The following is an 11,613-nucleotide window of genomic DNA, read 5'->3' as shown; positions in this document are numbered from 1 at the left end:
CAATGTGTTCAGGTGGATTGGCACTTTGCTCTGCGCCTTCGGGGTATTGGATGGCCTTGGAGCCCGACGGAGCGCCCCGGGGGCGATAGACTTTGCCCCATGCAAGTCGCCCTGGCCCAACTCTCTCCCCACCTCCAAAAGGGCCTGTCGCCGCTGTATGTGCTGCATGGCGATGAAGCGCTTTTGCAGCAGGAGGCGGCAGACGCCATCCGCGCCACGGCGCGCAACCAGGGCTACACCGAACGCAGCTCGTATACGGTGGCGGGCGCTCACTTCGACTGGAGTGCCGTGCTGGCGGCGGGCGGCTCGCTGAGCCTGTTTGCCGACAAGCAGATCGTGGAGATCCGCATCCCCTCGGGCAAGCCCGGCAAGGACGGCAGCGTGGCCTTGCAGCAGATCGCCGAGGCCGCCCGGGGCAATGACAGCACGCTCACGCTGGTGATGCTGCCGCGCCTGGACAAGGCCACCCGCACCGGGGCCTGGTTCGCCGCGCTGGAGGGCAACGGCACCTCGATCCAGATCGACCCGATCGAGCGCGGCATGTTGCCGCAGTGGATCGCCCAGCGCCTGGCCACCCAGGGTCAGCGCGTGGTGGCGGGCGAGGAGGGCCAGCGCACGCTGCAGTTCTTTGCCGACCGGGTGGAGGGCAACCTGCTCGCCGCCCACCAGGAGATCCAGAAGTTGGCGCTGCTGCACCCGCCGGGTGAACTGACCCAGGCCCAGGTCGAGGCCGCCGTGCTCAATGTGGCACGCTACGACGTGTTCAAGCTGTCCGAATCGGTACTGGCCGGGCACACCGGGCGCGTGCAGCGCATGCTCGACGGCCTGCAGGCCGAGGGCGAGGCCGAGGTGCTGGTGCACTGGGCACTGGCCGAAGACATCCGTGCCCTGAAGCGCGTGAAGGACGCGATGAACGCCGGGCGACCCCTGCCCATGGCCTTGCGCGAGAACCGCATCTGGGGCCCCAAGGAGCGCTTGTTCGAGCGCATCCTGCCCAAGGCCAGCGACGCGGCGCTGGCGCGCCTGCTGCAGTCGGCCCACACGGTGGATGGCATCGTCAAGGGCCTCAAGGTACCCGACTGGCCCACCGATGGCTGGCAGGCCCTGCAGCGCCTGGCGCTGCAGCTGTGCAAGCTCACCAGCGCGGCCCGCTGATAGGTCGATCGGCGGGGCTCAGCGGGTGTCCAGCACCGTCTGGGCCTTGTCCACCCACATCTGCAGGTTGGCCACCAGGTCCTTCTGGCTGAACGAGCAGCTCTCCTCGGAAAACAGCGCGCTCGATTCGAGCCGGTCCAGCAGGTTCAGCAGCACCTCGCTGTAGCGTGGCGGCAGCGCCGCCAGCAATTGGGTCTGCCCGCGTGCCAGTTCGCTCAGGGACGCGGCACTGGCCGTGCCCTCGCTGAAACGTGCCAGGGTGGCTTGCAATGTGGTGAGTTGGTCGTGTTCGGCTGCCATGCCCCAAGTATCCGCGAAAGGCCCTGGCGGCCCGGCAGTAGCACGGCCGTGCGCTTTTGCGTGCCGGCTTCGTGCACAAGTTCACGCCCGGCCCGCCGGCCTGCGCCGCACACCATTGTTTGCAAAGCCGGCCGCCGTCAGACTCGCGGCCAAGCGGTTCGCAGCCATGCATCACAGAGATGGTGGCACGGCGCACACCGCTGGTTCATGGAGCCCTCCATGGGTTCTGAACGTTCTACCTGTCTTTGATTTTGTCTTTACTTACCGAACTGCTGAGAACACCGATGAAACAACAATTGCTGAAGAACAAGTATTTCCGCACCGGCGCAGCCCTGGGCGCTGCCGCACTGTGCTGCGCTTTTGCGATGGGCTCCGCGCACGCAGTGCAGCCGGCCATCTCCATGGGCTACGACCACGCGCTGGTGCTGCGCGCCGACGGCACCGTCTGGTCCTGGGGCTACGGCGGTGGTGGGCAACTGGGCCTGGGCAACACCAGCACGCGCACGGCGCCCACGCAGATCCCCACGCTGCAGAACGTGGTGCAGGTGGTGGCGCGCGGCTCGTTCTCGCTGGCCCTCAAGGCCGACGGCAGCGTTTGGGCCTGGGGCGACAACTCGGGCGGGCGCACCGGCGGCAGCGGCACCAGCGTACCGGTGCAGATCAACGGTCTGGCCAACATCGTGAGCATCAACGCCGGCACCGACACCGCCGCCGCCTTCGCCACCGACGCAGCCGGCCAGGTCTACGCCTGGGGCAGCAACAGCACGGCCCAACTGGGCACCGGCCAGAGCAGTGGCGGTGGCAACCCCGTGCCCCGCCTGGTGGCCGGCGCCCAAGGCGCCGTCGCCGTGAGCGCCTCGGACGCCGCGGCCCTCGCACTGCGCCAGGACGGCAAAGTCCTTGCCTGGGGCTCCAACGGCAACAAGGCCCTGGCCCCGGTGGCCGGCACCGCCACCGCACCCGTCGTGATCGACGCCCTGGGCAGCGTACAGGCCGTAGCCGCCACCTCCATGAACATCGCCGGCCAGTACTACGCCCTCAAGAACGACGGCAGCGTAGCCGTCTGGGGCCAGGCCTCCACCAACGCCACCTACTGCGGCCAAAAAGGCATCCAGAACGGCGGTTTTGCCCTGATCGACATCTCCCCCATCCTCGGCCTGTCGCGCATCCAGCAGATCGAGCCGGGCGATGGCCACACCCTGTTCGTCGACGCCGACGGCGCCGTGCATGCCTGCGGCGTCAACAGCGCCGGCCAGCTCGGTGATGGCACCCTGGTCAACCCCTCGACCGAAGTGCCCAAGATTGCGCACGTTGCGGGTCTTCCGCCCGTGGTCGCCGCAGCAGCGGGCTCTGCGATCTCCGGTGTGATCGGTGTGGACGGCAGTGTCTGGATCTGGGGCAAGGGCACGAACCTGGGTGGCACCGACAAGAGCACCGCCCCCGTGCGCGTGCTGGGCGGCAATGGCGCGGCCTTCGATGCCGGGCGGGTGGGCGACGCCAGCGGCACCTTCGCTGGCGGGCAGACCGGCCCTCTGAGCAATGTGACGGTGGACGTGGGCGCCACGGTCTCCACGCTGCACCGCGGCAAGACGGGCCGCGTCTACGTGGCAGCGCTGGCGGGATCGACGGTGCTCTTCCTGGGCCCGAACGGCTGGGCGCCCTACACCGGCGGTGCCTTTCCTGCCTACCTGTCGGGTGCGCTGCCGCGCACGGTCCCCGTGCGCATTGCCTCGGGCCTGAACTTCAGCGGCCTGGAAGGCGTGCAGCTGGTGGTGGGCTATGGCGTGGGCGACGATGCCTCTGCAGCTGCGGAGATGGTCCGCGCGGGCCGCTACAAGGTCGTGCATACGCTCAACTGAGTGCCTGTCAGCGGGTGCCGGGAGTCCCGGTCCGCCAGAGAGGCGGCGGGCGGGGAGCCCGGCACCCCATCCAGGCATTGCCGGCTGCCTTCCCTGGGGTGCGCAGGGGCCGGGCGCTTCTGCGAGAATCAGGGCCATGAACGCGCTCAATGTGGCTGAATACACGCACACCCTCGGATCCCAGGCCAAGGCCGCCTCCGCCCTCATGGCGCGCGCGCCGGCGGCCGTCAAGAACAAGGCCCTGCGGTCCCTGGCGCGCCTGCTGCGCGAACACACGGCGGCACTGCAGGTGGACAACGCCCGCGATCTGGAACGTGCCCGCGCCGCCGGCCTGGCCGAACCCCTGGTGGACCGCCTCAAGCTCACGCCCAAGGTGCTCGATACCTGCGCCGAAGGCTGCGAACAGCTCGCCGCCATGGCCGACGTGATCGGCGAGATCATCGGCATGAAGCAGCAGCCCAGCGGCATCCGCGTGGGCCAGATGCGCGTGCCCATCGGCGTCTTCGGCATGATCTACGAGAGCCGCCCCAACGTGACCATCGAGGCCGCCAGCCTGTCCATCAAGAGCGGCAATGCCTGCATCCTGCGCGGCGGCTCGGAAGCCATCGATTCCAACAAGGCGCTGGCGCGTCTGGTGCAGTTGGCGCTGGCCGAAGCCGGCCTGCCGCAGGACGCGGTGCAGCTGGTGCAGACCACCGACCGCGAGGCCGTGGGCCAACTGATCACCATGCCACAGTTCGTGGACGTGATCATTCCGCGCGGCGGCAAGGGGCTGATCGAGCGCATCAGCCGCGATGCCAAGGTGCCTGTCATCAAGCACCTGGACGGCAACTGCCACACCTACGTGGACGACCCCTGCGACGTGGCCATGGCCGTCAAGGTGGCCGACAACGCCAAGACGCAGAAGTACAGTCCCTGCAATGCCAGCGAAGGCCTGCTGGTCGCGCGTGGCGTGGCCGCCGAGTTCCTGCCGCGGATCGGAGCCGTCTACGCCGCCAAGGGCGTGGAAATGCGGGTCTGTTCCGAGAGCCGTGCCCTGTTGGCGCCGGTGGCCGGTGCGAAGCTGGTCGATGCCACCGAGCAGGACTGGTCCGAGGAGTACCTGGCGCCCATCATCAGCATCAAGGTGGTGGAGGGTGTGGACGAGGCGATTGCGCACATCAACCACTACTCGTCGCACCACACCGACGCCATCCTCACCACCAACCACGTACACGCCCAGCGCTTCCTGCGCGAGGTGGACTCGGCCAGTGTGATGGTCAACACCAGCACCCGCTTTGCCGATGGCTTCGAGTTCGGCCTGGGTGCCGAGATCGGCATCAGCACCGACAAATTCCATGCCCGCGGCCCCGTGGGCATCGAAGGCCTGACCTCGCTCAAGTACGTGGTGCTGGGCGAAGGCGAGGTGCGCGGCTGAACCCCCGCCCCGGCTGCCGCATGCGGCAGCCGGCTTGACGCGCCCGCCGCCTGTACCCATCATCCGCCTGTGAAAATCATCATCCTGGGTGCCGGCCGTGTCGGCCACAGCGTGGCCGAGAGCCTGGTCTCCGAGCGCAACGACATCACCGTCATCGACACCGATGCCGAGCGCCTGCGCGACCTGGAGTCGCGCTTCGACCTGCGCGGCGTGGTGGGCAGCGGCATCGATCCGGCCGTGCTGGCCGAGGCCGGCGCGCACGATACCGACCTGCTGATCGCCTGTGCGGCGCAGGACGAGACCAACCTGGTGTGCTGCAAGATCGCGCAGATCGTGTTCAACATCCCCACGCGCATCGCGCGCGTGCGCTCCTCGGGGTTCGACAACGACGAGCGGCTGGTGGGCCCCGAGGGCTTTGCGGTGGACCGCATCATCTGCCCTGAAGAATCGCTGACCCGCTACATCGGCAAGCTCATCGAGTACCCCGAGGCCATGCAGGTGCGCGAGTTCGCGGGCGGCCGGGCCTGCCTGGCCTCGGTGCGCGCGCGGACCGGGGCGCCCATGGTGGGCCACACCATTGCCGAACTGCGTGCCGGCGCACCCGACGTGGCGGTACGCATCGTGGCCATCTACCGGCGCTTTCCCGACGAGCCCGACCGCTTCGTAGCCTGCGACGGCAACACGCGCATCGAGCCTGGCGACGAGGTGTTCGTGCTCGCGGCCAGCGAGCACATCGCGCACGTGCTGGCCGCACTGCACCGGCGTGGCGCCACGGCCGTGCAGCCCGTGCGCCGCATCATGATCGCCGGCGGCGGGCGTGTGGGCCTGCGCCTGGCGCGCCAGTTGGCCAAGCAGGGCGGGCGCTTTCGCGTGAAGATCATCGAGGGCGACATGCAGCGCTGCACCGAGCTGGCATCCTTGCTGCCTGCCGACACCCTGGTGCTGCAGGGCGATGCCACCGACGAAGACCTGCTGGGTGACGAGAACATCGAGGAGATCGACCTCTTCCTGGCGCTCACCGACGACGACGAGAACAACATCATGTCCTGCCTGCTGGCCAAGCGCATGGGTGCGCGGCGGGTGCTGGCGCTGATCAACCGGCGCAGCTATGCCGACCTGATGCACGGCACGCAGATCGACATTGCGCTGTCGCCCGCGCAGGCCATGCTCGGCGAGCTGCTGGCCTATGTGCGGCGCGGCGACGTGCAGGCCGTGCACAGCCTGCGCCGGGGCGTGGCCGAGGCGCTGGAGATCGTCGCCCGTGGCGATCGCAAGAGCTCGCGCGTGGTGGGCCGCAAGGTCAGTGAACTGCAGTTGCCCGGCGAGGTGCACATGGGCCTCATCGTGCGCGGCCTGCCCGATTCGCCCGATGTCTCGCCCGAGGACCTGCGCGAGCCCGAGGTGATCATCCCGCGCAGCTCCACGGTGATCGAGAGCAACGACCACGTCGTGTTCTTCCTGCCGCACAAGCGGCTGGTGCGCGACGTGGAAAAGCTGTTCCGTGTGAGCGCTACCTTTTTCTGAACGCCATGGTGGACCTGTTTCCCGTCCTGCGCGTGCTGGGCATCCTGGCCATGATCTTCTCGCTGACCATGGGGCTGCCGCTGGCAGTCTCGCTGTGGACGCGCGATGGCATCTGGCAGGTGTACCCGCAGGCCATGGGCGCCACCTTCATGGCCGGCGCCTGGCTCTGGTGGCGCCTGCGCCACTTTCGCCATGAGCTGCAGCCGCGCCACGGGGTCATGCTGGTGTCGCTGGTGTGGATGCTGCTGCCGCTGGCTGCGGCCCTGCCGCTGATGCTGGCGGGGCACTACATCGGGCGCCCCATGTCGTTCACGCACGCCTATTTCGAGGCCGTGTCGGGCCTGACCACGAGCGGCTCCACGGTGCTCAGCGGGCTCGACACGCTGCCCGTGTCGGTCAACGTGTGGCGCACCTTCCTGCAGTGGGTGGGGGGCATGGGCATCCTGATCCTGGCGGTGGCCGTGTTGCCCCTGCTGGGCGTGGGCGGCAGCCAGCTGTTCAAGGCCGAGGCCGCCGGCCCGCTCAAGGACGCCAAGCTCACGCCGCGCATGACCGGCACGGCCAAGGGCCTGTGGGGGGTGTATGCGCTGTTCTCCGTGTCCTGCGGCCTGGCCTACTGGCTCGCCGGCATGGCGCCGCTGGACGCGCTGATGCACATGTTCACCACGGTGAGCCTGGGCGGCTTGTCTTCCTACGATGCCAGCTTCGGGCACTTCCAGTCGCCGCTACTCGAAGCCATCTGCATCTTCTTCATGCTGGTCGCCAGCTGCAATTTTGCGCTGTACTTCGTGGCCTTTCGCAAGGGGCACTGGCGCGGCTTCTGGACGGATCCGGAGCTGCGTGCCACGCTGTTCGCGCTGACCGGCGGCGGGCTGGTGGTGTCACTGCTGCTCTGGGCCAAGGGGGTGTACGCGCCGCTCGACGCCCTGCGCCATGGCATGTTCAACACCATCTCGCTGGCCACCACCACCGGCTACGCCACGGTGGACTACCTGGCCTGGCCGGTGTTCGCGCCCGTGTTCATGCTGCTGCTGTCGGGTGTGGCCACCAGCGCCGGGTCAACCGGCGGGGGGATCAAGATGGTGCGCATGCTGATCCTGGTCAAGCAGGCGCGCCGCGAGATGAACCGTCTGGTGCACCCGCGTGCCGTGCAGCCGGTGTGCCTGGGCGGCGGCGTGGTGGACAACCGCGTGATCTTCTCCGTGCTGGCCTTCATGCTGGTGTACGGCGGTACGGTCTTCGGGCTGAGCATGCTGCTGCTGCTGACCGACCTGGACCCGGTGACCGCTTTTTCGGCGGTGCTGGCCAGCGTCAACTGCGCGGGGCCGGGCCTGGGCGGCGTGGGGCCTGCAGGGAATTTTGCAGTGCTCACCGACTTCCAGATCTGGGTCTGCACCTTTGCCATGCTGCTCGGGCGGCTCGAAATCCTGAGTTTCATGGCACTGCTGACCCCGTCGTTCTGGCGGCGCTGAAAGAAAGCGGGCCCGGGCTTGCGAAGAACCGGTCACGCCCCAACCCTACAATGGATTGCAATCGTTACCGTCTCCTCTGAGGGCTCCCCATGGTTCCGCATCTCATCACGGCCCTCACCGGGCCGATCAACGAACTCGAGCAGCGCGTGCTCGACTCCATGCCCGCCATCGAGCGCTGGTTCCGGCTGGAGTGGATGGAGCACACCCCGCCGTTCTACACCTCGGTGGACATCCGCAATGCCGGCTTCAAGCTGGCCCCGGTCGATACCAACCTGTTTCCCGGCGGCTGGAACAACCTGACCAAGGAGATGCTGCCGCTGGCCGTGCAGGCCGCCATGGCCGCCATCGAGAAGATCTGCCCCGAGGCGCGCAACCTGCTGATCATTCCCGAGAACCACACGCGCAACACCTTCTACCTGTCGAACGTGGTGCAGTTGCAGCGCATCTTCAACATGGCGGGCCTCAACGTGCGCGTGGGCTCCATCAGTCCCGAGATCAAGAAGCCCACCCTGATCGAGCTGCCCAATGGCGACACGGTGACGCTGGAGCCCGTGGTGCGCACCAAGCGCCGCCTGGGGCTCAAGGACTTCGACCCCTGCACCATCCTGCTGAACAATGACCTCACCGCAGGCGCGCCGGGCATCCTCGAAGACATCCACGAGCAGTACCTGCTGCCGCCTTTGCATGCCGGCTGGAGCGTGCGCAAGAAGAGCACCCACTTCAAGAACTACGAAGAGGTGGCCAAGCGCTTCGGCAAGATGCTGGGCATCGACCCCTGGCTGGTGAATCCCATGTTCAGCCAGTGCGGCGATGTGGACTTCTCCGAAGGCGCAGGCATGGAGAACCTGCAGACCCACGTGGATGCGCTGCTGACCAAGGTGCGCCGCAAGTACAAGGAATACGGCATCAACGAAAAGCCCTTCGTGATCGTCAAGGCCAACAATGGCACCTATGGCATGGGCATCATGACCGTGCGCGACGCCAAGGAGCTCGACGCGATCAACCGCAAGACGCGCAACAAGATGGCCGTCATCAAGGACGGCCAGGTGGTCAACGACGTGATCATCCAGGAAGGCGTGCTCACCCAGGAGCGGGTGAACGACGCCGTGGCCGAGCCCGTGGTCTACATGATGGACCGCTACGTGGTGGGCGGCTTCTACCGCATGCATGCCGAGCGCGGCATCGACGAGAACCTGAATGCGCCAGGCGCGAGCTTCGTGCCCCTGGCCTTCGAGCACAGCACGCACATGCCCCAGCCGGGCATGCGCCCCGGGGTGAGCGCGCCCAACCGCTTTTACATGTATGGCGTGGTTGCGCGTCTGGCGATGCTGGCCGCCAGCTATGAACTGGAAGCCACCAACCCGGACGCCGAAGTCTACGACTGATACGGCTTTGCCTTCAACCGGCTAACGTCGTTGGGGAGCCTTGCCGTGCTTGCAGCACTGTCTGCGGCTCCCCGCCTAGTTATCCGGCTGAAGGCAAATCCGTATGGAGGCCTCTCTCTAAAGAGAGAGGCGAAGGCGCCTGACGCCTGCCTGCCACGTCTGCCATAGGCGCGCCAGGGGGCAGTTGCTGCGCTGCAACATGCCCCGGGCTGGTGCGCCGCTGCACCAGCGCAGGAGCACAATAGCGTTCCCAAACGTAACGGAACCCCGGTAGCCCTGTGCGCCGGGTGCGGTCAGTGCAAAGCTCCAAATCCTCGCTCGCAGCGCTCACGCTGGGCGCCATCGGTGTTGTCTACGGTGATATCGGCACCAGCGTGCTGTATGCGGTCAAGGAGGTGTTCGGGTCCGGCCATGTGCCTTTCACCCAGGACAACATCTACGGCATCCTGTCCATTCTGTTCTGGACGCTGACGGTCATTGTTTCCATCAAGTACGTGGTGCTGGTGCTGCGCGCCGACAACAACGGCGAAGGCGGGCTGATCGCCATGCTGGCACTGGCCTCCCAGGCCGTGAAGGACAAACCCCGGCTGCGCAGCGTGCTGCTGGGGGTGGGCATCTTCGGCACCTCGCTGTTCTACGGCGACGGCGTCATCACCCCGGCCATCTCGGTGCTGTCGGCGGTGGAGGGCCTGGAAGTGGTCTCGCCGCACTTCAAGCAGTATGTGATCCCGCTGACGCTGGTGGTCCTGTTCTGCCTGTTCCTGGTGCAAAAGCGCGGCACGGGCGGCATCGGCAAGTTCTTCGGGCCCATCACCCTGGTGTGGTTCGCCACCCTGGCCGTGCTGGGGGTGTCCCACATCGTCACCCACCCCGAAATTCTCTGGGCCATGAGCCCGCACTATGCGTTGGGCTTCATGCTCGCGAATCCGGGCACCAGCTTCATCATCCTGGGCGCCGTGGTGCTGTGCGTGACCGGGGCCGAGGCCTTGTACGCCGACCTCGGACACTTCGGCAAGCGACCCATCCGCCTGGCCTGGTTCTGCGTGGCCATGCCGGCACTCGTCCTCAACTACTTCGGCCAGGGCGCGCTGTTGCTGGCCCAGCCCGAGGCGGTAAAGAACCCGTTCTTCATGATGGCGCCTGACTGGGCGCTGCTGCCCCTGGTGGTGCTGGCCACCATGGCCACGGTGATCGCCTCGCAGGCGCTGATCACCGGCGCCTTCAGCGTGACCAAGCAGGCCATTCAGCTCGGTTACCTGCCGCGCCTCAATATCCAGCACACCAGCGTGCGTGACACGGGGCAGATCTACATCCCGCTCGTGAACTGGGGCCTGTTCGTGGCCATCGTGCTGGCGGTGGTGATGTTCCGCTCGTCGAGCAACCTGGCCGCTGCCTACGGCATCGCCGTGACGCTGGACATGCTGATCACCACCACGCTGACCTTCTTCGTGATCCGCTACGGCTGGGGCTATCCGCTGGCGCTGTGCATTGCGGCCACCGGCTGCTTCTTCGTGGTGGACCTGGCCTTCTTCGCCTCCAACCTGCTCAAACTGTTCGCGGGCGGCTGGTTCCCGCTGATGATCGGCGGCATCGTTTTCACGCTGATGATGACCTGGAAGCAGGGGCGCCACCTGGTCAACGACAAGCTGCGCGCCGATGCCATCGACCTCAAGGACTTCCTGGAGTCGGTGTTCATCAGCCCGCCCACGCGCGTCGGGGGCACGGCCGTGTTCCTCACGGCCGAGACCGGTGTCGTGCCCAATGCGCTGCTGCACAACCTCAAGCACAACAAGGTGTTGCACGAGCAAAACCTGTTCGTGACGGTCAAGAGCCATGAAGTGCCCTGGATCGGCATGGATAAGCGCCTGCAGGTGGATGCCCTGGGCCACGATTGCTGGCAGGTGGTGGTGCATTACGGTTTCAAGAACGACCCGGACCTGCCACGGGCGCTGGAGCAGCTGCGTGGCCGCGGCTGTGGCATGGAGCCCATGACCACGAGCTACTTCCTCTCGCGCGACACCGTCGTGCCCACCATCGGCAGCGGCATGGCCCCCTGGCGCGAGAAGCTCTTCGCCCAGATGCACCACAACGCCAGCGGAGCGGCAGACTTCCTGCACCTGCCCAACAACGCAGTCGTGGAGCTGGGATCGAAAATCGAGATTTGACGCTTCCCAGGGGGCGGGCCTCTTGGGGCGGATAGCCCCCGCCGCGCACCGCTTCGGTGCGCGATGCAGAATCCAGCCCATGCAGTTTTTCAAAGACCTGAGCCTGTCGGCTTTCACCGCGGGCTTCGTGGCGGTTCTCGTGGGCTTTACCAGTTCGGTGGCCATCGTCTTCCAGGCGGCGCAGGCCTTCCATGCCACGCCGGGGCAGGTCACCTCCTGGATATGGGCGCTGGGCCTGGGCATGGGGCTGTGCTCCCTGGTGCCCTCGCTGGTGCTTCGCATGCCGGTCATGATCGCGTGGTCGACCCCCGGCGCAGCGGTGCTGGCCACGGCGGG

General features: G+C 67.0%; 9 protein-coding genes (1 of these 9 cut by a window edge). 8 read left to right on the top strand and 1 reads right to left on the bottom strand.

The annotated features are described in order from the left end of the window. Positions 1–99: 99 nt before the first annotated feature. Positions 100–1,155 carry a DNA polymerase III subunit delta gene (holA, locus tag AC0IZS_RS06710; protein WP_471634910.1) on the top strand — a complete coding sequence of 352 codons (1,056 nt, stop codon included), beginning with the start codon at positions 100–102 and terminating at the stop codon, positions 1,153–1,155. A gap of 18 nt (positions 1,156–1,173) precedes the next feature. Here holA and AC0IZS_RS06705 read toward each other — a convergent pair whose 3' ends face one another. Next, the gene (locus AC0IZS_RS06705) at positions 1,174–1,455 is read right to left on the bottom strand and encodes a hypothetical protein (protein WP_471634909.1); all 282 of its coding nucleotides are present in this window, start codon (positions 1,453–1,455) and stop codon (positions 1,174–1,176) included. Positions 1,456–1,739: 284 nt separating this feature from the next. Here AC0IZS_RS06705 and AC0IZS_RS06700 point away from each other — a divergent pair, with 284 nt between their 5' ends. From AC0IZS_RS06700 to AC0IZS_RS06670, 7 genes are all read left to right on the top strand, one after another. Beyond that, positions 1,740–3,314, top strand: a complete 1,575-nt coding sequence (locus AC0IZS_RS06700) for an RCC1 domain-containing protein (protein WP_471634908.1) — start codon at positions 1,740–1,742, stop codon at positions 3,312–3,314. A gap of 136 nt (positions 3,315–3,450) precedes the next feature. Beyond that, positions 3,451–4,731, top strand: a complete 1,281-nt coding sequence (locus AC0IZS_RS06695) for a glutamate-5-semialdehyde dehydrogenase (protein WP_471634907.1) — start codon at positions 3,451–3,453, stop codon at positions 4,729–4,731. Positions 4,732–4,800: 69 nt separating this feature from the next. Beyond that, positions 4,801–6,255, top strand: a complete 1,455-nt coding sequence (gene trkA, locus AC0IZS_RS06690) for a Trk system potassium transporter TrkA (protein WP_471634906.1) — start codon at positions 4,801–4,803, stop codon at positions 6,253–6,255. A gap of 5 nt (positions 6,256–6,260) precedes the next feature. Continuing rightward, positions 6,261–7,727: a TrkH family potassium uptake protein gene (locus tag AC0IZS_RS06685; protein ID WP_471634905.1), complete on the top strand. Its 1,467-nt coding sequence runs from the start codon at positions 6,261–6,263 to the stop codon at positions 7,725–7,727. A gap of 89 nt (positions 7,728–7,816) precedes the next feature. After that, on the top strand, positions 7,817–9,112 hold the full coding sequence (gshA, locus tag AC0IZS_RS06680; protein ID WP_057205271.1) for a glutamate--cysteine ligase: 1,296 nt from the start codon (positions 7,817–7,819) through the stop codon (positions 9,110–9,112). A gap of 296 nt (positions 9,113–9,408) precedes the next feature. Continuing rightward, on the top strand, positions 9,409–11,277 hold the full coding sequence (locus AC0IZS_RS06675) for a potassium transporter Kup (protein ID WP_471634904.1): 1,869 nt from the start codon (positions 9,409–9,411) through the stop codon (positions 11,275–11,277). A gap of 79 nt (positions 11,278–11,356) precedes the next feature. After that, positions 11,357–11,613, top strand: partial view of a benzoate/H(+) symporter BenE family transporter gene (locus AC0IZS_RS06670; protein WP_471634903.1) — the beginning only. 931 nt of this gene lie beyond the right edge of the window; the window shows 257 of its 1,188 coding nt (coding positions 1–257); its start codon is at positions 11,357–11,359; its stop codon lies beyond the right edge, outside the window.

Source organism: Acidovorax sp. AC410, assembly GCF_979253235.1.
This window is presented reverse-complemented; position numbering and strand designations above follow the sequence as displayed.

Excerpts from the sequence above, each read along its gene's own strand:
- AC0IZS_RS06705 (WP_471634909.1), bottom strand. The coding sequence starts at position 1,455 with ATGGCAGCCGAACACGACCAACTCACCACATTGCAAGCCACCCTGGCA.
- AC0IZS_RS06700 (WP_471634908.1), top strand. The coding sequence starts at position 1,740 with ATGAAACAACAATTGCTGAAGAACAAGTATTTCCGCACCGGCGCAGCC.
- AC0IZS_RS06695 (WP_471634907.1), top strand. The coding sequence starts at position 3,451 with ATGAACGCGCTCAATGTGGCTGAATACACGCACACCCTCGGATCCCAG.
- holA (WP_471634910.1), top strand. The coding sequence starts at position 100 with ATGCAAGTCGCCCTGGCCCAACTCTCTCCCCACCTCCAAAAGGGCCTG.
- gshA (WP_057205271.1), top strand. The coding sequence starts at position 7,817 with ATGGTTCCGCATCTCATCACGGCCCTCACCGGGCCGATCAACGAACTC.
- AC0IZS_RS06685 (WP_471634905.1), top strand. The coding sequence starts at position 6,261 with ATGGTGGACCTGTTTCCCGTCCTGCGCGTGCTGGGCATCCTGGCCATG.